General features: G+C 64.0%; 17 protein-coding genes. 4 read left to right on the top strand and 13 right to left on the bottom strand.

Annotated features, from left to right (window positions below; genetic code table 11):
• The first annotated feature begins 127 nt into the window (after positions 1-127).
• The 3 genes from gltB (at position 128) to ACH5N8_RS10030 (ending at position 7891) form a co-directional block, all read left to right on the top strand.
• The gene (gene gltB / locus ACH5N8_RS10020; RefSeq protein ID WP_483281193.1) at positions 128-4756 is read left to right on the top strand and encodes a glutamate synthase large subunit; all 4629 of its coding nucleotides are present in this window, start codon (positions 128-130) and stop codon (positions 4754-4756) included.
• Positions 4757-4850: 94 nt separating this feature from the next.
• Positions 4851-6290 carry a glutamate synthase subunit beta gene (locus ACH5N8_RS10025; RefSeq protein WP_483281194.1) on the top strand — a complete coding sequence of 480 codons (1440 nt, stop codon included), beginning with the start codon at positions 4851-4853 and terminating at the stop codon, positions 6288-6290.
• A 353-nt stretch (positions 6291-6643) separates the two neighbouring features.
• Positions 6644-7891 (top strand): ribonucleotide-diphosphate reductase subunit beta, encoded by a 1248-nt coding sequence (locus tag ACH5N8_RS10030; protein WP_483281195.1) that lies wholly within the window; start codon positions 6644-6646, stop codon positions 7889-7891.
• Here the strand turns inward: ACH5N8_RS10030 and thiE are convergent.
• The 12 genes from thiE to tusD all read right to left on the bottom strand — a co-directional run bounded on the left by thiE (position 7888) and on the right by tusD (position 17534).
• Positions 7888-8544 (bottom strand): thiamine phosphate synthase, encoded by a 657-nt coding sequence (gene thiE / locus ACH5N8_RS10035; protein WP_483281196.1) that lies wholly within the window; start codon positions 8542-8544, stop codon positions 7888-7890. The genes ACH5N8_RS10030 and thiE overlap by 4 nt on opposite strands.
• Before the next feature lie 40 nt (positions 8545-8584).
• Positions 8585-9133, bottom strand: a complete 549-nt coding sequence (gene rimI, locus ACH5N8_RS10040) for a ribosomal protein S18-alanine N-acetyltransferase (RefSeq protein WP_483281197.1) — start codon at positions 9131-9133, stop codon at positions 8585-8587.
• A 16-nt stretch (positions 9134-9149) separates the two neighbouring features.
• Positions 9150-9890, bottom strand: coding sequence for a uracil-DNA glycosylase (locus ACH5N8_RS10045; protein WP_483281198.1), 741 nt, complete (start codon positions 9888-9890; stop codon positions 9150-9152).
• Positions 9891-11438, bottom strand: coding sequence for a 2-isopropylmalate synthase (locus ACH5N8_RS10050; RefSeq protein ID WP_483281199.1), 1548 nt, complete (start codon positions 11436-11438; stop codon positions 9891-9893).
• 255 nt (positions 11439-11693) lie between these two features.
• Positions 11694-12440, bottom strand: coding sequence for a CDP-diacylglycerol--serine O-phosphatidyltransferase (gene pssA / locus ACH5N8_RS10055; protein ID WP_460026734.1), 747 nt, complete (start codon positions 12438-12440; stop codon positions 11694-11696).
• 159 nt (positions 12441-12599) lie between these two features.
• Positions 12600-13616, bottom strand: a complete 1017-nt coding sequence (gene ilvC, locus ACH5N8_RS10060; RefSeq protein WP_483281200.1) for a ketol-acid reductoisomerase — start codon at positions 13614-13616, stop codon at positions 12600-12602.
• A 41-nt stretch (positions 13617-13657) separates the two neighbouring features.
• On the bottom strand, positions 13658-14152 hold the full coding sequence (ilvN, locus tag ACH5N8_RS10065; protein ID WP_460026736.1) for an acetolactate synthase small subunit: 495 nt from the start codon (positions 14150-14152) through the stop codon (positions 13658-13660).
• Complete coding sequence (locus ACH5N8_RS10070; protein WP_483281201.1) at positions 14149-15879, bottom strand: acetolactate synthase 3 large subunit; 1731 nt, start codon at positions 15877-15879, stop codon at positions 14149-14151. Before ACH5N8_RS10070 ends, ilvN begins: the two co-directional genes overlap by 4 nt.
• A gap of 164 nt (positions 15880-16043) precedes the next feature.
• On the bottom strand, positions 16044-16259 hold the full coding sequence (locus ACH5N8_RS10075; RefSeq protein ID WP_460026737.1) for a hypothetical protein: 216 nt from the start codon (positions 16257-16259) through the stop codon (positions 16044-16046).
• Between the two features lie 149 nt (positions 16260-16408).
• Complete coding sequence (locus tag ACH5N8_RS10080) at positions 16409-16717, bottom strand: TusE/DsrC/DsvC family sulfur relay protein (protein WP_483281202.1); 309 nt, start codon at positions 16715-16717, stop codon at positions 16409-16411.
• A 20-nt stretch (positions 16718-16737) separates the two neighbouring features.
• The gene (locus tag ACH5N8_RS10085) at positions 16738-17154 is read right to left on the bottom strand and encodes a hypothetical protein (protein ID WP_483281203.1); all 417 of its coding nucleotides are present in this window, start codon (positions 17152-17154) and stop codon (positions 16738-16740) included.
• A complete protein-coding gene (gene tusD / locus ACH5N8_RS10090; protein ID WP_483281204.1) occupies positions 17151-17534 on the bottom strand; it encodes a sulfurtransferase complex subunit TusD in 384 nt (127 codons plus the stop codon). Before tusD ends, ACH5N8_RS10085 begins: the two co-directional genes overlap by 4 nt.
• An 81-nt stretch (positions 17535-17615) precedes the next feature.
• On the opposite strand from tusD, the gene ACH5N8_RS10095 reads away from it, so the two are divergent.
• Positions 17616-19082, top strand: a complete 1467-nt coding sequence (locus tag ACH5N8_RS10095) for a beta-barrel assembly-enhancing protease (protein ID WP_483281205.1) — start codon at positions 17616-17618, stop codon at positions 19080-19082.
• Between the two features lies 1 nt (position 19083).
• Here ACH5N8_RS10095 and ACH5N8_RS10100 read toward each other — a convergent pair whose 3' ends face one another.
• Complete coding sequence (locus ACH5N8_RS10100; RefSeq protein ID WP_483281206.1) at positions 19084-20628, bottom strand: long-chain-fatty-acid--CoA ligase; 1545 nt, start codon at positions 20626-20628, stop codon at positions 19084-19086.
• Between the last annotated feature and the right edge of the window lie 49 nt (positions 20629-20677).

Consider the following 20677-nt stretch of genomic DNA (forward strand, 5'->3'; position numbering starts at 1 on the left):
GCATGCGGCCAGCCGTACCGCCAGCCTGGCAAACGCACCGTTTTCTCGCGCCCTGCATCGTTTCCGGGCAGATCCCCTGACCGGGGGATGCAGGGCCGGCCGGAAGATTCCTGATTTGAGGTAATCCATGAGTTTCAACGCCATCCCTGACCAGCAGGGTCTGTACGACCCCCGCAACGAACATGACGCATGTGGCGTGGGCTTCATCGCCCACATCAAGGGCCACAAAAGCCATGACATCATCAGCAAGGGATTGGAGATACTCAAGAACATCACCCACCGGGGTGCCGTGGGTGCAGACCCCCTGGCCGGTGACGGCGCCGGCATCCTGATCCAGATTCCCGATGCCTTCCTGCGGGCGGAAACCCGGGCCGCGGGCATCGACCTGCCCCCTGCCGGCGATTACGGCGTCGGCATGATCTTCCTGCCGCGCAGCCCCGAACATCGCGCAACCTGCGAAAAGATCATCGTCGACCTGATCCGCGACGAGGGGCAGAAACTGCTCGGCTGGCGCGACGTGCCGGTGGAAAATGCCGGTCTCGGCGAATCCGTGAAGGTGATCGAGCCCTGCATCCGCCAGATCTTCGTCGGCCGCGGCGACAACTGCCCGGACCAGGACGGCTTCGAGCGCAAGCTGTTCGTCATCCGCAAGCAGATCGACAACCGCATCCGCGAACTGCAGATGAACGAGGGCAAGATGTTCTACATCCCCTCGTTCTCGTCGCGCACGCTCGTCTACAAGGGCATGCTGCTGGCGGATCAGGTCGGCGTCTACTATAGCGATCTCGGCGACGAGCGCATGGTCTCGGCACTGGCGCTGGTGCATCAGCGCTTCTCGACCAACACCTTCCCGACCTGGGATCTGGCGCACCCGTTCCGGATGATCGCCCATAACGGCGAGATCAACACCCTGCGCGGCAATATCAACTGGATGGCGGCGCGCCGGCATTCCATGTCGTCGAAGATCCTGGGCCAGGATCTCGACAAGATCTGGCCGCTGATCGGCGAAGGCAAGTCCGACTCCGCCAGCTTCGACAATGCACTGGAACTGCTGGTGATGGGCGGCTACTCGCTGGTCCACGCGATGATGCTGCTGATCCCGGAAGCCTGGGCCGGCAATCCGCTGATGGACGAGAAGCACCGTGCCTTCTACGAGTACCACTCCGCCCTGATGGAACCCTGGGACGGCCCGGCCGCGGTGGCCTTCACCGACGGCCGCCAGATAGGTGCCACGCTGGACCGCAACGGCCTGCGCCCGGCGCGCTATCTGATCACCGATGACGACATCGTGGTCATGGCCTCGGAAATGGGCGTACTGACGATCCCGGAGGAAAAGATCGTCAAGAAATGGCGGCTGCAACCCGGCAAGATGTTCCTCATCGACATGGAGCAGGGCCGCATCATCGACGACGCCGAGATCAAGGCCGAACTGGCGGAAAAGGCGCCCTACCAGCAATGGCTGAACGAGACCCAGCTGCAGCTCGAGAACCTGCCGCCGGAAATTTCCGCCATGCCGCCGGACGCGCAGACGCTACTCGATCGCCAGCAGGCCTTCGGCTACACCCAGGAGGACATCAAGTTCTTCCTGACACCGATGGCCCTGAGCGGGCAGGAACCGGTGGGCTCCATGGGCACGGACGCCGCCCTGGCGGTGCTGTCCAGCCGTCCGCGCATGCTCTACGACTACTTCAAGCAGGGCTTCGCCCAGGTCACCAATCCGGCCATCGACCCGATCCGCGAGGAACTGGTGATGTCGCTGGTGACCCATATCGGCCCGCGCCCGAACCTGCTCGACCTGGAGAACGGCGGCGCCCACAAGCGGCTGGAGGCCCATCAGCCGATACTGAGCAACAAGGATCTGGAGAAGATCCGCCGCATTGAGGCACGCACCAACGGGGTCTTCAAGACCACCACCCTGAGCTTCTGCTACCCCGCGGACGCCGGCGCCGGCGGCATGGAAAAAGCCATCGAAACGCTGTGCGCACGGGCCGAACAGGCGGTGCACGACGGCAACAACATCCTGGTCATCTCCGATCGCGAGATGGATGCCGAGCACATCGCCATCCCTGCCCTGCTGGCAACCTCGGCCGTGCACTATCACCTGATCCGCGCCGGCCTGAGGACCGAGGTGGGTCTGGTGGTAGAGACCGGCGAGGCGCGCGAGGTCCATCACTTCGCGTTGCTGGCCGGCTATGGCGCCGAAGCGATCAATCCCTACCTAGCCTTCGACACGCTGTCCGCCCTGCGCCAGGAACTGCCGGAGAAGATCGGCGAGGACGAAGCCCACAAGCGCTACATCAAGGCCATCGGCAAGGCGCTGCTGAAGATCATGTCGAAGATGGGCATCTCCACCTACCAGTCCTACTGCGGCGCCCAGGTGTTCAACGCCGTGGGCCTCAGCGACGAATTTCTGGCCCGCCATTTTTCCGGCACCAGCGCCACCACCGGCGGTGCGGGTCTCCCCGAGATCGCCGAGGAAACGGTCAAGCGTCACCGGCTGGCCTTCAGCGACGCGCCCCTCTACCGCAACGCGCTGGATGTCGGCGGCGAATACGCCTATCGCGTGCGCGGCGAGGATCATGTCTGGACGCCGGAGACCATCTCCAAGCTCCAGCACGCGACCCGTACCAACAACTGGGAAACCTACCTGGATTACACGCGCTCGATCAACGAGCAGAACGAGCGGCTATTGACCCTGCGCGGCCTGCTGGACTTCAACTTCGACCGGCCCGCCGTGCCGTTGGAGGATGTCGAGCCGGCCAAGGACATCGTCAAGCGTTTCGCCACCGGTGCCATGTCGTTCGGTTCCATTTCCTACGAAGCACACACCACGCTGGCCATTGCCATGAACCGGATCGGTGGCAAGTCCAATACCGGCGAGGGTGGCGAGCTGGCGGAACGATTCACGCCGCTGCCCAACGGCGACTCCATGCGTTCGGCCATCAAGCAGGTTGCCTCGGGCCGCTTCGGCGTGACGGCGGAATACCTGGTCAATGCCGACGACATCCAGATCAAGATCAGCCAGGGCGCCAAGCCCGGCGAGGGTGGTCAGCTGCCCGGCCACAAGGTCGACGCGACCATCGCCAAGGTGCGGCATTCGACCCCGGGCGTGGGCCTGATCTCGCCGCCCCCGCACCACGACATCTACTCGATCGAGGACCTGGGCCAGCTCATCCATGACCTCAAGAACGTGAATCCGGAGGCCCGCATCAGCGTCAAGCTGGTATCCGAGGTGGGTGTCGGCACGGTTGCGGCGGGCGTCGCCAAAGCCCATGCGGATCACGTCACCATCGCCGGCTATGACGGCGGCACCGGTGCCAGCCCGATCACTTCCATCAAGCACGCGGGTCTCCCTTGGGAGATCGGCCTGGCCGAGACCCACCAGACCCTGGTGCTGAACAAGCTGCGTGGCCGTATCTGCGTGCAGGCCGATGGCGGCATGCGCACCGGCCGCGACGTGGTCATCGCCGCCCTGCTCGGTGCGGACGAGATGGGCTTCGCCACCGCGCCACTGATCGTCGAGGGCTGCATCATGATGCGCAAGTGCCATCTGAACACCTGCCCGGTCGGCGTCGCCACCCAGGATCCGGAACTGCGCAAGCGCTTCACCGGCCAGCCCGAGCATGTGGTGAACTTCTTCTTCTTCATCGCCGAGGAAGTGCGCCAGCTGATGGCCCGGCTGGGCTACCGCAGGTTCGACGAGATGATCGGCCAGACCGACCGGCTCGACATGCGCAAGGCAGTCGCCCACTGGAAGGCCTCCAAGATCGACCTGTCGCGACTGCTCTACAAGCCCGTGCCCGGCCCCGGCGTCGCGACCTTCAACACCGAGCGGCAGGACCATGAATTGCACAAGGCGCTGGATCACCAGCTGATCGCACAGGCAAAACCGGCGCTGGAAACGCGCACGCCGGTGCAGATCGAGGTGGACATCCGCAACTACAACCGCACCGTGGGCGCCATGCTGTCCGGCGAGGTCGCCAAGCGCCATGGCCATGCGGGGCTGCCGGAGGACACCATCCACGTCAAGCTCAAGGGCACGGCGGGGCAGAGCTTTGGTGCCTTCCTGGCGACCGGCGTGACCCTGGAGCTGGTCGGCGAAGGCAACGACTACGTCGGCAAGGGCCTGTCGGGCGGACGCATCGCCATCTACCCGCCCAAGGAATCGCCGATCGTGCCCGAGGACAACATCATCGTCGGCAACACCGTGCTGTACGGCGCCATCGAGGGCGAATGCTATTTCAGCGGCGTGGCCGGCGAACGCTTCGCCGTGCGCAACTCCGGCGCCATCGCGGTGGTGGAAGGGGTGGGCGACCACGGCTGCGAGTACATGACCGGTGGCTGCGTGGTGGTACTGGGCAATACCGGCCGGAACTTTGCGGCCGGCATGTCCGGGGGCGTCGCCTATGTGCTCGACGAGAATGGCAATTTCAGCCGCCGCTGCAACATGGCCATGGTCGAGTTGCAGCCGGTACCGTCCGAAGCCCGCGCACTGGAGCGTTTCGATCACCAGGGCAACGACCTGGAAAGCCACGGGCTGGTCGACGTCATGCACGACATGACGCGCCATGACGAACAGCGCCTGCGGACCCTGATCGAGAAGCACCGCCGCTACACCGGCAGCGAGAAAGCGCGGCGCATCCTGGAGAACTGGTCCGAGTATGCGCCGCGCTTCGTCAAGGTGATGCCGGTCGATTACCGACTGGCGCTGGAAAAGATGCAGCGGGCCCAGGCACAGGTTTCCGCCAGCCACTAATCGCGGCGAGGCGGCCGGATCCTGCCGGTCGCCTCCCGAGCACTGACGATCACACTGCGATGCCGCTCCGGCGTCTTACAGAGGTTAACTAAGCATGGGTAAACCCACCGGTTTCATGGAAATCTCGCGCCAGGATCGGCGCTATACACTGGTCGCTGACCGGGTTCAGCACTATCGCGAGTTCGTCATTCCCCTGTCCGACGAGGAGCTGGGCAAGCAGGGCGCGCGCTGCATGGATTGCGGCATTCCCTACTGCCACAACGGTTGCCCCATCAACAACATCATCCCGGACTGGAACGATCTGGTCTATCAGGGCAACTGGCACGAAGCCATCGAGGTCCTGCACAGTACCAACAATTTCCCCGAATTCACCGGACGCATCTGCCCGGCTCCCTGCGAGGCGGCCTGCACCCTGAACCTCACCGACGAACCGGTCACCATCAAGTCGATCGAATGCGCCATCGTCGACAAGGCCTGGGAAATGGGCTGGATTCAGCCGCAGATCGCCAAGCACAAGACCGGCAGGAAGGTCGCCATCGTCGGCTCCGGACCGGCCGGCCTGGCTGCCGCCCAGCAGCTGGCCCGGGCCGGCCACGAGGTCGTGGTCTTCGAGAAGAATGACCGCATCGGCGGGCTGCTGCGCTACGGAATTCCCGACTTCAAGATGGAAAAGCACCACATCGACCGGCGCATCGCCCAGATGCAGGCGGAAGGCGTGGTGTTCCGCCCGAACTGGCATATCGGCAAGAACATCCCGGCCAGGCAGCTGCTGGAGGATTTCGATGCCGTGATTCTGGCCGGTGGTTCCGAGCAGCCGCGCGACCTCAAGGTGGCCGGCCGCGAGCTGGATGGCGTCCACTTCGCCATGGATTTCCTGCCGCAGCAGAACAAGCGCAATGCCGGCGACAGCATCCCCGAGGACATCAGTCTCTCGGCCAACGGCAAGCATGTCATCGTCATCGGTGGTGGCGACACCGGTTCCGACTGCATCGGTACCTCGCGACGGCATGGCGCCCTCTCCATCACCCAGCTCGAGATCATGCCGAAGCCGCCGGAGAAGGAGAACAAGACGCTGACCTGGCCGAACTGGCCCAACAAGCTGCGCACCTCCAGCTCGCACGAAGAAGGCTGCGAGCGCTTCTGGAGCGTGGACACCGTCTCGATCGAGGGACGGGACGGGCATGTCACCCAGATCAACTGCATCAAGGTCGACTGGCAGCAGGAAAACGGCCGCTGGGTCATGAACCGGGTCGCCGGCAGCGAGTTCAGCCTGAAGGCCGATCTGGTGCTGCTGGCCATGGGTTTCGTGCATCCCATGCGCGAGGGACTGCTGGAGCAGCTGGGCGTCGAGCTGGACGAGCGGCAGAACGTCAAGGCCAACACGCTGGACTATCGCACCTCGGTCGACAAGGTCTTCACGGCCGGCGACATGCGCCGGGGCCAATCCCTGGTGGTCTGGGCGATCCGCGAGGGTCGCCAGTGCGCCCGCGCAGTGGACGAGTATCTGATGGGGAGCAGCGAGCTGCCGCACTAGGCGGCGTCGGCACCGATCCGTCCCCTCTGCCCAAGGCAGCCGGTCGTCATGCGACCGGCTGCCTTTCTTGTTTCAGTCACTTGCTTCAGCCCGTAGGGCGGTTCCCTCGCGGGCCCCGGTCGACTGGGTGGCATCCGTTTTCGCGAAAAGTTTCCTCCGTCAATTCAAGCCCTTGGCAGTTCGTCCACGGTCCACGCGGGGGTGGGCGCAATCCCACCGGGCTGTCAAGATATTGTGCTTAATCGAATTTATGAGCACAATATATAGGGCCTGACGACAAGCTCCTGCCCTTGTCGCACGAGCCGTGCAACCTCACAATCCCCTCGAATCGATAGCCATCAGGAGTGCGGACCATGTTGAACTGGGATGAACCGCTGAGCGGACTGACTGCCCCCACGACCCCCAAGATGCCATTTCCCTTGCATGACGCATCGGAATTGCCTCTGGAGCCGCCGCGCGCGCAGACAACCCCCATCGGCGCACCCGATCCTGACATTGCGCTTGACTCCGAGGTCGCCATCCACCCTGTCCCGCAACAAACCGGCGCCGGCGCCACCGGTCTCGAACACATCGAAATGGGTGCCCGCCGCATCCAGGTTGATGACAAGAAGATCATCAACTGTCGCGCCGACCTGAACCAGTTGGTGCCGTTCAAGTACCGCTGGGCCTGGCAGAAATATCTGGACGCCTGCGCCAACCACTGGATGCCGCAGGAAATCAACATGAATGCCGACATTGCCCTGTGGAAAAGCCCCGATGGATTGACCTCGGATGAGCGCATCATCATCAAGCGCAACCTGGGCTTCTTCTCCACGGCTGACTCGCTGGTCGCGAACAACCTGGTGCTCGCGGTCTACCGCCATATCACCAACCCGGAATGCCGTCAGTATCTGCTGCGTCAGGCTTTCGAGGAGGCCCTGCATACCCACGCCTACCAGTACGTCGTCGAGTCGCTGGGCATGGACGAGGGCGAGGTCTTCAACATGTACCGGGAACTGCCGGCCGTGGCGCGCAAGGCCGAGTGGGCCCTGCCCTTCACCCAGTCGCTGGGCGATCCCACCTTCCGTACCGGCACGCCCGAAGACGACCAGCGACTGCTGCGCGACCTGATCGCCTTCTACGTGATCTTCGAGGGGATTTTCTTCTACGTCGGCTTCGCCCAGATCCTGTCCATGGGCCGCCGCAACAAGATGACCGGCACCGCGGAGCAGTTCCAGTACATCCTGCGCGACGAGTCCATGCACATGAACTTCGGCATTGATGTCATCAACCAGATCAAGATCGAGAATCCCGATCTCTGGAGCGACGGTTTCCAGCAGGAAATCATCCGGCTGATCACCGAGGCGGTCGACATCGAAATCCAGTACGCCCACGACACCATGCCGCGCGGCATCCTGGGGCTGAATGCCAACATGTTCGAGGAGTACCTGAAGTTCATCGCCAACCGGCGCTGCAGCCAGATCGGCCTGCCGGAACAGTACGCCAGCACCCAGAACCCCTTTCCCTGGATGAGCGAAATCCTTGACCTGAAGAAGGAGAAGAATTTCTTCGAAACCCGCGTCACCGAGTATCAGACCGGCGGCGCACTGAGCTGGGATTAACGGCCCGGCTCGCCTGCCGCCCACAGCTCCCGGAATGCCCGGGCCGCGCATTCCGGACCGCGCGGGTCACCGAAAACCCCTTCGATCACGGCCAGGAGGTCGGCTCCCGCCTGCAGCAGGACACGCCCATTTTCGGGTGTGATGCCACCAATGGCGACGATGGGGAGCCCCAGTCTGCGCCGGGCCTCGCTCAAGGTCTCCAGACGGGCGCAGGGCGCCAGAGGCTTGCTGGCAGAGGGGAAGAAGCGTCCGAAGGCCACATAATCCGCACCACCGGCCTCCGCTGCCGCAGCCCTGTCAGCGTCGTCGTAGCAGGATACGCCGATGATCGCGGCCGCTCCCAACCGCTGGCGTGCCTCCGCCAGCGACATGTCGTCGCGGCCGAGATGCACGCCATCGGCACCCACGGCCAGGGCCAGCTCGATATCGTCGTTGACGATCAGGGGAACACCGGCGGCATGACAGGTCGAGAGCAGGGCACTGGCATCGGCGACGGTATCCCGGTTGGATCCCTTGGCACGATACTGCACGACAGCCACTCCACCGCGAATGGCACCCCGAACGCCCGCGGCGAGATCGTCCGTACGGGGTCGCGCATCATCCCGGGTGATGGCGTAAAGACCCGAGGAGGGAAAGGGTAAGGTTTGCCTCATGCGGAAACCACCGGTCTCGCCAAGCGGCCACCCGTCCGCGCTAGCCCAGCACGCGCGCCATGACCAGCGCATCCTCCCGGCCATGTCTGGCGGGATAATAGTCCTTGCGGGTGCCGATCTCGTTGAAGCCCAGGCTGCGGTAGAGCCTGATGGCGTTGGGATTGGAGGGGCGAACTTCCAGGAACATGCTGTCGGCCTTGAGGCGGGCGGCCTCGTCGATCAGCTTCTGCAGGACGATCCGCCCATAACCCTGCCCCTGCCAAGCCGGTGCCACGCAGACATTGAGGACGTGCGATTCGCCAGCGCCGATGGTGGATATCCCGTAGCAAACCACTTCGCGCGCCCGCTCCCCCACCCAGCAGTGATAGCCGATCTTGAAGCAGCTGCGAAAGGTTTCGAGTTCCCAGGGAAACTCGTAGGCGGAGGCCTCGATCGCAGCGAGCAGCGTGATGTCGCTGCGCACCATCGGGCGCAAGATCAGCTCGGCGTTTTCCACGAGTGAGGGGAAATGCTTGTAATAGAATTCGGTCTCGGCGTCATAGCGCAGCCAGCGGCGAGCCCGATCCAGCAGATCCAGAAAGGCATCCATCAGCCGCTCACTCCCCTCAGGCCCGGGCGGCGACGGTCTTCCGCGCCAGTTTGAGATCTTCCCAGGCCCGGCGCTTCTCCGTCTGCGAACGCAGCAAATAGGCCGGATGATAGGTGACCACCAGCGGGATGGAGCGGTAATCATGCACGACGCCACGCAACTTGCCGATGGGGGTACTGGTCTTGAGCAGATGCTGGGCCGCGATCCGACCGACAGCGATGATCAGGGCCGGCTTGACCAGCGCCATCTGGGACAGGAGATAGGACTCGCAGGCGGCGGCTTCCTCCGGCAGGGGGTCTCGGTTTCTGGGCGGGCGGCATTTGAGGACGTTGGCGATATACACCTCCTCCCGGCTCAACCCTACTGCCTTGATCATCTCGGTCAGCAGCTGGCCGGCCCGACCGACGAAAGGTTCGCCCTGCAAGTCTTCCTGCTCGCCAGGTGCCTCGCCGATGAACATCCAGCGGGCGGCGCGATGGCCGACACCGAACACAACCTGGGTGCGGGTCTCGTGCAGGGCGCAGCGGCGGCAGACCGAGGCCTCCCGCTCCAGGGTTTCCCAGTCGCCGTACAGCCCCGGCGCTGGGCAGGGTGGCGCGCCGACGGCCGGCACCTCGATCACATCTGCGGCGCCGTCTCCGGGACCATGCGGTACCGGCAGGCGTGGCACCCATACCTGGATGCCCATGGCATCCAGGCGATCCAGGCCGGCTTCCGGCCCGCCGGTGGGCGTCCCCGGAGACAGATCCCCGTGCATTCAGACATCACCCGCGACCTGGGGATGCATCCGCTGACGGGGCGTCAACAGCTTGTTGACAGCGTTGATGTAGGCCTTGGCCGAGGCGATGACGATGTCGGTATCGGCCCCCTGGCCATTGACGATGCGTCCGCCTTTCTCCAGCCGTACCGTCACCTCGCCCTGTGCGTCCGTACCGGTGGTGATGTTGTTCACTGAATAAAGCAACAGCTGGGCGCCCGTATCGAGCAGGGATTCGATGGCCTTGAGACTGGCATCGACCACGCCGCCACCGGAGGCGGTGCCGGTCAACTCCTCCTGATCGACACGGACAGTGACCCGGGCAGTCGGCACTTCGCCGGTCTCGGCACAGACCTTCAGCGAAACCAGGCGCACGCCTTCCTCCTCCGCCTCGCCGGCCGCATCGGTGATGAGCGCCTGCAGATCCTCGTCGAAGATATCATGCTTCTTGTCGGCCAGTTCCTTGAAGCGCGCAAAGGCATCGTTCAACTCCGCCTCGGAGACAAATTCGATGCCGAGCTCCTGCATGCGGGTCTTGAAGGCGTTGCGGCCCGAATGCTTGCCGAGCACCATGCGGTTGGCGGTCCAGCCCACATCCTCGGCGCGCATGATTTCGTAAGTCTCGCGATGCTTGAGGACACCGTCCTGATGGATACCCGACTCATGGGCGAAGGCATTGGCGCCGACGATGGCCTTGTTCGGCTGGACCGGAAAACCGGTGATGTTCGACACCAGCTTGGAACAGGCGACGATCTCCCGCGTGTCGATCGACACATGGCAGGGAAAGACATCCTTGCGGGTCGTGACCGCCATGACGATTTCCTCCAGTGCCGCATTGCCGGCACGCTCGCCGAGGCCGTTGATGGTGCATTCCACCTGACGCGCACCGTTGAGCACGGCGGACAGGGAATTGGCGACGGCCAGGCCGAGATCGTTGTGGCAGTGCACGGAAAACACGGCCTTGTCGGCGTTGGGAATGCGTTCGCGCAGGCGACGGATGGTCTGGCCGAACGGCTCCGGGAGGCTGTAGCCGACGGTATCCGGGATGTTCAGCGTGGTAGCGCCGGCATCGATGACGGCCTCGAGGATGCGACAGAGAAAATCCTCCTCGGAGCGGCCGGCGTCCTCGGGCGAGAACTCGATGTTGTCGGTGTACTGGCGGGCACGCTTGACGGCCCTGACGGCATTGTCGATCACCTGCTCCGGTGTCATCCGCAGCTTGAGCTGCATATGAATCGGCGAGGTGGCGATGAAGGTATGGATCCTCGACTGGGCCGCCTCCCGCAGGGCTTCGCCGGCGCGGTCGATGTCCTTGTCCAGCGCTCTGGCCAGGCCACAGACGACGCTGTCCCTGACGGTCCTGGCCACCGCCTGCACGCCCTCGAAATCGCCAGGGCTCGCCGCCGGAAAGCCGGCCTCGATGACATCCACGCGCAGCCTTTCGAGCGCCCTGGCGATACGGACCTTTTCGTCTCGGGTCATCGAAGCGCCGGGGCTCTGCTCACCGTCGCGCAAGGTGGTATCGAAAATGATGAGTTTGTCGCTCATGTTCTTGACCTCTCTGAATCTGAACTTGTCACTGGACAGGGATATGCGGGTTCTGCGGTGTGGGTGGTGAATGACTGCCCCTCAGGGCAGATTCAGTCCGGCAACCAGCAGGAGCGACAGGCTGATCGAAAGGCAGAGACGAGACTTCCGCGGGCCATCGTGGCCCTGGCGGTCAGGAACGGAAGCCGTGATCGGGAGGGGATGTGACATGGAATGGCACTATAAGCCGCGGGCCTGCGGGAGACAAGCGCCCCGTCAGGCGCGGCGCTCGGTGCGCATCCGGCGCCGGCGTACCAGCGTCAGCACCGGCCCCGAGATCGCATAGGTGGTGAACAGGGTGAACAGCACCAGCGGCGGGTTGGTGAAGAGGAAGGCGAACACCAGCATGATCAGGATGGCCCAGATGAAGGAAACCCGGCCATGCAGGTCGATATCCTTGAAGCTGTAGTAACGGAAATTGCTGACCATCAGGAGCCCGGTGGCGATCGCCAGCCCCAGTGCCGGATATCCGAGGTTCTCGGCGGAAATGCCGTGACTGACGCAGACCCAGACAAATCCCGCGAGGATGGCGGCCGCCGAGGGACTCGGCAGTCCCTGGAAGTAGCGCTTGTCCTGGGTGGCAATCTGGGTGTTGAAGCGCGCCAGTCTCAGTGCCGCACCGGCGGCATGGACGAAGGCCGCCACCCAGCCGGCCTTGCCGAGGCTGGACAGAATCCAGGTGTAGAGAATGAGCGCTGGCGCGGCACCGAACGAGATCATGTCGGCCATGCTGTCGTATTCGGCCCCGAAGGCACTCTGCGTGTTGGTCAGCCGGGCCACCCGGCCATCCAGGCCATCGAGCACCATGGCGATGAAAATGGCGATGGCGGCCACCTCGTACTGGCCGTTCATGGCGGAGGTGATGCCGTAGAAACCGGCAAACAGCGCGGCGGTCGTGAACAGGTTCGGCAGCAGGTAGATGCCGCGACGACGGTTCTTGGTTTGCGGATGCTGTTCCATCATGATCCCGGTAAATGCGGTTGGGAAAACACGGCCCGGTCCCTGTCTTCGGGGTCCGGCACCGTGTCGCTACCCAGCAAGGCTAGCACGGGTACCGGAACGTCTGAATGACAAAGGGTGAGACATGCTCACCCCCTGTCGGCGCCTGCTAGCGGAACCGCATCAGTTCCGGGATTTGTCGACGATCTTGTTGGCCTTGATCCAGGGCATCATGGCGCGCAGACGCTCGCCGACCTCCTCGATCGGATGTTCACGGCCCAGGCGGCGTTTGGCCTTCAGGGTGGCGGCGCCGGCCTGGTTCTCGAGGATGAATTCACGGGCGAATTCACCGGTCTGGATCTCGCGCAGGATCTTCTTCATCTCCTGCTTGGTCTGCTCGGTAACGACGCGCGGACCGCGGGTCAAATCCCCGTACTCGGCCGTATTGGAGATGGAATAGCGCATGTTGGCGATGCCGCCCTCGTACATCAGGTCGACAATCAGCTTGAGTTCGTGCAGACATTCGAAATAAGCCATTTCGGGCGCGTAGCCGGCCTCAACCAGGGTTTCGAAACCAGCCTGAACCAGCGCGGTGGCGCCGCCGCAAAGTACTGCCTGCTCGCCGAACAGGTCGGTCTCGGTCTCCTCGCGGAACGTCGTCTCGATGATGCCGGTACGGCCGCCACCGATGGCGGAGGCATAGGACAGGGCCACTTCCTTCGCCTGGCCGGAGGCGTTCTGCGCGACCGCGATCAGATCCGGGATGCCGCCGCCCTTCACGTACTCGCTGCGCACGGTATGGCCAGGTGCCTTGGGCGCGATCATGATCACATCGAGATCGGCACGCGGCTGGATCTGGCCGAAATGGATGCAGAAGCCGTGGGCAAAGGCCAGTGCCCCGCCCTGCCTGATGTTGGGTTCGATCTGTTCGGAATAGAGCCTGGCCTGATGCTCGTCGGGCGCCAGGATCATGACCACGTCGGCCGACCTGACCGCGTCCTCGATCGAGGCAACCTCGAGCCCGGCGTTCTGGGCCTTGACCGCGGAAGCAGAGCCCGGACGCAGGGCCACCACGACGGAAACGCCGGAATCCTTGAGATTGAGGGCGTGCGCATGACCTTGCGAACCGTAGCCGACGATGGCCACTTTCTTGCTCCGGATGATGGAAAGGTCGGCGTCTTTGTCGTAATAGACCTGCATGGAATGTCCTCGGTGTTGAATGGGCTCGAAAGGTTTTGGGTTCAGGCGTGCAGCCCCCGCTCACCGCGGAGTATGCCCGTGGTGCCGGAACGCACGACCTCGATGATGTGATCCTCGCTGATGGCGCGCAGGAAGGCGTCCAGCTTGGATTTCTCGCCGGTGATCTCGACAACGTAGGTGCTGGAGGTCACGTCGAGGATGCTGCCGCGGAAGATGTCGCACAGGCGCTTGATCTCGTCGCGCATTGCGCCGGAGGCGCGCACCTTGACCATCATCAGCTCCCGCTCGATGTGGGAGGATTCGGAGATGTCGATCAGCTTCACCACGTCGATCAGCTTGTTCAGCTGCTTGGTGATCTGCTCGATGATGTCGGCGCTGCCGGAGGTCACCAGGGTCATGCGCGACATGGAGGCATCCTCGGTGGGCGCGACGGTCAGGGTCTCGATGTTGTAGCCGCGGGCCGAGAACAGGCCGGCCACGCGCGACAGGGCGCCCGCCTCATTCTCGATGAGGATGGAGATGATGTGACGCTTCATGCCAGTTCCCGGTCAACGCTGACGCCGGGCGCCATCCTCATTTCATGGTGGGCCTTGCCGGCCTCGATCATCGGATAGACGTTCTCGCTCGGGTCGGTCAGAAAATCCATGAACACGGTGCGATCCTTGAGTTTGAAGGCCTCTTCCAGCGCCAGCCGCACATCGGCCGGCTTCTCGATGCGCATGCCGACATGGCCGTAGGCCTCGGCCAGCCTGACGAAATCGGGGATGGTTTCCAGATAGGAATGGGAATAGCGGCTCTCGTAGGAAAATTCCTGCCACTGGCGAACCATGCCCATGTAGCCGTTGTTGAGGTTGATGACCTTGATGCCGGTCCGGTACTGGAGTGCCGTGGCCAGCTCCTGGATGCACATCTGGATGCTCGCCTCACCGGTGATACAGGCTACGTCGGCGTGCGGATGAGCCAGCTTGACCCCGATCGCCGCCGGCAGGCCGAAACCCATGGTGCCCAGCCCACCGGAATTGATCCAGCGACGCGGCTGGTCGAACTTGTAGAACTGTGCCGCCCACATCTGGTGCTGGCCGACATCCGAGGTGATGAAGGCCTGGCCTCGGGTCACGGCCCACAGTTCCTCGATGACGAACTGCGGCTTGATGCGGTCGCTGCCACGGTCGAAGGCGAGACAGTTCACGGACCGCCAGCGCTCGATGCGCTCCCACCAGGCAGCCAGGGCCTGGGCATCGGGCCTGGCCGGGCTGGACGCCAGCATCTCGATCATGTCGTCCATCACCGGGCCGACCTCGCCAACGATCGGCACGTCCACCTTGACCGTCTTGGAGATCGATGCCGGGTCGACATCGACATGGATGATCCTGGCATGCGGACAGAATTGCGCCAGCTTGCCGGTTACGCGATCGTCGAAACGGGCGCCGATCGCCAGCAGCACGTCGCACTCGTGCATGCCCATGTTGGCTTCGTAGGTACCATGCATGCCCAGCATGCCGACGAACTGGGAATCCGTGGCCGGATACGCGCCGAGCCCCATCAGGGTATTGGTGATCGGGAAGCCCAGCAGCCGGGTCAGCTTCACCAGCGAGGCCGCAGCGTTGCCGATGACCACCCCGCCGCCGGTATAGATCATCGGCCGTTTGGCGCTCAGCAGCAGGTCGACCGCTTTCCTGACCTGCCAGCGGTGTCCGCGCACCTGCGGATTGTAGGAGCGGATGGATACCGTCTCCGGGTAGGCATAAGGGATCTTGATGTTGGGGTCGGTAATATCCTTGGGGATATCGACGACGACAGGTCCCGGCCGGCCGGTGGTGGCGATGTAGAAGGCCTTCTTGATGGTTTCCGCCAGCTTGGCGAGGTCCTTGACCAGGAAGTTGTGCTTGACGCAGGGCCGGGTGATACCGATGGTGTCACACTCCTGGAAGGCATCGCTGCCGATGACCGGCGTCGGCACCTGGCCGGTCAGGATCACCATGGGGATGGAGTCCATGAAGGCAGTCGCGATGCCGGTGACGGCATTGGTGGCGCCGGGCCCCGAGGTCACCAGCACGACGCCGGGCTTGCCGGTCGAGCGCGCATACCCATCGGCCGCGTGGGTCGCGCCCTGCTCGTGGCGCACCAGGATATGCTTGACATCCTCCTGCTTGAACAGGGCATCGTAGATGTGGAGCACGGAGCCGCCGGGATAGCCGAAAATGTACTCCACCCCCTCGTCCTTCAGACATCGGACAACGATTTCAGCGCCGCTGAGCTCCACGAACTTCACCCTGCCATAAAGATTCAGGGCGCTGGATCGCGCCCTGAGCGGATAAAAAGGTTGACTAACTTACTAGGACTTGATTACACCGTCAAGGCGGACGAGGCGACCGCCGACCCTGATGACGCCGCCGGCGACGAGCAGGCCCGGGTGACGGGAATGCCTCACTTCTGCTGTCGCCAGCGGTAGTGAATCTGGCCGTCGTCACAGCGCCAGCCGCCGCGGTTGCTGCCACCCGTCTCGCCCACGGACTGACAATGATGGTCCTGCACGAATTTTTGCCAGTCGTCCTCGCCCTCCGGGGCGGAAAGGATGAGATAGCCCACGGTGGCGGCAGCAAGGCCAAGGGCGGAGAAGGCGGCGGTCTCGATCGGTTTCATGGGCGACTCCTGATTGCGTGATTGCGCAGGATGTTTCTTGTTGTACGTCCTGTTCCCGACCGGCTCTCCGGCACACGGTCACACCGATCGGTTGCCACTACGACCCCCGATCGTCCGCTCCGGTTCATTGGCACGCCGGGCTTGCAGCGCTACAGACAGCCGGGCGGCTTCGGCAGCCCCGCCACCAGACAGGCATGCCGGACCGGGCTGCCGGCAAACAGGCCATTGAGATAGCGGGAATTGCCGCGCTCAGGACCCAGCGCGCGCTCCACCGCCTTCACGAACATGCGGTTATTGGGCAGATGACGAAACTGCCGGTGATAGTCGCGGAGGAAATGGACGATCTCCCAGTGGGCATCGGTCAGCACCAGGGGAATGCGAGCCGCCAGCCCTGCCGCGACGCCCTCGTTCCAGTCATCTGCATCCTGCAGAAACCCGTCCGCCGTGACGCGGGGCATCGCCGATGGTGCAGCCTCCGTCATGTGCCGCCAAGACCTGCCGGCGGCTGGGCCCCGAGCCCGGCGGTCGCGCTGCCAGGGGCGCCGTTCCAGCCGAAGACGACATCGTATCGCGCGATCAAGGCCGGCACTTGCGATTCGGGAATGGCGATCAACCCCGCCCCGGACGCCAGGGTCGGGTCGGCCAGGCCGGTCGATGACGCCTGGGCGGCCCAGATACCCTCCAGGCCATACAGCGACAGGACCTCGATCAGCCGGCTACCGGACAGGGCATCGCCATCCCCGGCCGCCGCCAGCATCCGCCTGCCATCGCCGATGAACAGCACGCCAACCGGCTGGTCGAAAGCGGCGAAGGTCAGCACCTGATCCAGCCATTCCTGTCCCGCCATACCTTCCAGCGATCGCGCCAGGACGAACAGAAAGCGCTTCGTCCTCACGTCCAGGCATCCGCATCGAAGACCAGCACCCGATCAGCCTTCAGGCAGGCATCGACCCAGGCTCCCAGGCCACCCGGCACGAAACCCTCCCGAATCACGGCGTCCCTGCCTTGACCGCAAGCGGGATCGTAAAGCCCTCGCCGCTCGGCGGCAGCCGTGCAGAACACCAGTTCCAGACCGGCCTCCCGCCCGAGCCGCGACCAGTCGGCCCCCGCCACGTTCGCGGTATCGCCGGCGAATGCATGGCGGACGCCATCCTGGTAGAAAAAGATCCGCACGATCTCGTCCCCCGACGCGATGGCGGTCTTGATAAACTGGACTCCCTGTTCGGTGGCCCGACCCTCCAGGGGGCCCGCATTGATCTGAACGGCGTATTTCATGGCAACGTTGGGTTTGGAATGGGCTTGAACAACCCCCATTTCTCCGGGTGATATCCCCCCTGCACCGAGGCCTTGTCCATCTTGAAACGATTTGTCACAACGGCGCTGGCCACCCCGCTCTTGACCGCGCTGGCCACGGCAGCGGCGCCGGCCGTCCGCGCGGAGATGCCCGACATCCAGCTGCCGGATATCGGCGATCCGACCGGGACGCTGATGACCGCCCAGCAGGAGGGAGAATTGGGCGCGGCCTTCTATCGCAGCCTGCACGCAAGGATGCAGATCAACAACGACCCCGAGGTATGGGATTACATCCAGTCGCTGGGTTCCCGCCTGACCGCCAACAGCGATACGCCCAGCCAGAATTTCACCTTCTTCGTCGTCAATGAGCCAGTCATCAACGCCTTTGCAGGTCCCGGCGGCTACATCGGCGTCAACTCGGGCCTGATCCTGCTTTCAGAACAGGAAAGCGAACTGGCCTCGGTACTGGCACACGAAATCTCGCACGTCACCCAGCGCCATCTGTTCCAGACCTTTCAGGCGGCCAGCCGCATGTCCATCCCCACAGCGCTGGCCATGCTCGGCGCCGCCCTCATCGGCGCGCAAGGCGGCGGCAATGCGGCCATAGCCGCGATGATGGCGGCCCAGGGCATGAGCCAGCAGTATCAGATCAACTTCACCCGCGACAACGAGGTCGAGGCGGATCGCGTCGGCATGCAGATTCTCTCCAAATCGGAATTCGATCCGCGGGCGATGCCGGAATTCTTCGAACGAATGCAGCAATCGACCCGTTTCGCCGGCAACCGCATCCCGGAATTCCTGCTGACGCACCCGGTCACCGTGGCGCGCATCTCCGACACCCGCGACCGTGCCGAACAATTCGCCTATCGGCAGTACCCGGACTCCCTGCCCTACCAGGTCATCCGCGCCAAGCTGCGCGTACAGACCGCGCCCAGCCCACGCAATGCGCTCGACTACTTCACCACCATGCAGACGCGCGGTACCGGCCAGCAGCAGGACATCATGGCCTACGGCCTGGCCCTGGCACAATCCCGGCTCGGACAGACCGAAAGAGCCAGGACAACACTGCAGCGCCTCGTCAGAACCTACCCGCATCAATCGCAGTTCATGAACGCGCTGGCGGAAACCGAAATGGACGCCAAGCAGTTCGGCAAGGCAGCGGAGCTGTACGAACTCGCCCTGCAGCGTTTCCCGGACAACCAGGCGATGACCCTGAACTATGTCCGCGCCCTGCTGAACACCGGGCAGACCGCCAAGGCACGGACGGTGCTGCACGATCTCATCAAGCATCATCCGCCGACGCCGGACATCTACGAACTGATGGCGGAAGCCTACAGCAAGCTGGGCAACGAGGGTGAGTCGCACCGCTACTATGCCGAGGGCTACTATCTGCTGGGCCAGACCAAGTCGGCCATCCTGCAGATGCAGCTGGCCAAGCGCGCGGCGGGCGGCAACTTCTATCTCAATTCGGTGATCGACGAACGCGTGACCCAATGGCAGGCCGAAGAGGCGGCGCAGAAAGAGCGCTGATTCAGCCCAGCCCCACGATCCCGCGCTCGATCTCCCCCTGCTTGCGCAGCTCGCGCTTCATGATCTTGCCGGCCGCGTTCTTCGGCAATTCATCCAGCACCACGAAGCGACGGGGAACCTGATGGCGCCCCAGCCAGGCGCGGCAATGCTCGCGAAGGGCCTTCTCGCTGCCGGCACCGGAAGGGTCCAGCGCTACGTACGCCACCGGTACCTCGCCATGCAGCGCATGCGGCTCGCCGACCACGGCAGCTTCGCGCAATCCCGGGTAGCGGTAGAGCACCTCCTCGACCATCCGGGGGTAGACATTCATGCCGTTGACGATGATGAGATCCTTCTTGCGGTCGACGATGCTGAAATAACCGTCCGCATCGCGCATCCCGAGATCCCCGGTCAGGAGCCAGCCATCGCGGAAGACCTCGGCGGTGGCTTCCGGCTGGTTCCAGTAGCCTTTCATCACATTGGGCCCGCGCACGGCGATTTCGCCGACCTCGCCATCCGGCAAGGTCCGGCCGGCATCGTCGACGATCCGCATTTCCACCTCCGGTACCGGCAAGCCCACCGTACCCGGCTTGGCCAGCCCGTCGATGGGATTGACGCAGGTCACCGGCGAACACTCGGTCGGGCCGTCGCCCTCGTAAAGGCGGATACCGAAGCGAGCCTCGAACTGGTTCAGGGTCTGGACCGGCATGGCCGCCCCGCCAACGATACCGAAACGCAGCGAGCGCAACTGGCTGATCCGCTCCTCGCGCAGCCGCAGCAGGACGGCATACATGCTGGGCACGCCAAGAAAGATGCTGGCCCGGTGCCGCGCGATGGCTTCCGCCACCGCCTCGGGCTCGAACCGCGCCATGGGAATCAGGGCGCAACCGCTGGCAAGCGGCGTCAGCATGCCGACGGTGGCCGCGAAGGCATGGAACATCGGCAGCACCACCAGCACCCGGTCCAGCCCGGGCCGCCATTTCATGGCATGCCGCACGCTCCGGACGTTGGCAACCAGATTGGCGTGCGTGAGCATGGCGCCCTTGGGAAAACCGGTCGTCCCCGAGGTATAGAGGATGGCGGCCAGATGCTCCCGTGCCTCGATGGTCGGCGATGGCGGAACGCCCGCCGGCGCGTCGGCCAGTTCGCCCAGGGCGACGCGCGGATCCGCTGCCGGCACGATGCGGGCCGCCCAGCGCAGCATGCCCGCCTGTCCGGCCAGATCCCGGACCTTCTCCGCCAGTGCCTCGTGAAACACCAGGCCCCTGGCTCCCGAATCGTTGAGGATGTGCAGGATTTCGGGGCGATTGATGAGCAGGTTGATGGGCACAACCGTGGCACCCGCCAGGAGAATGCCGGCATAGACGATGGCGAACTCGGCGCCATTCGGCGCGTACAGCGCCACCCGATCGCCCGGCTCGATGCCTCTTGCCGCAAGGCCGGCGGCGATATCGCCCGCCAGGCGGTGGAATCGACGGTGATCGATGACGCCGGCATCGGTCAGGATGGCGGGAACCTGGGCATAGGTCTCCGCGCTCTCGCGCAGCAGGTCGATCAGGCTGGTCATGATGTCAGCGCGGCGGATGGAGACCTCACAGACAGCCAGCCCCCCACCC

It is taken from the genome of Methyloparacoccus sp. NF-16, from assembly GCF_056880625.1.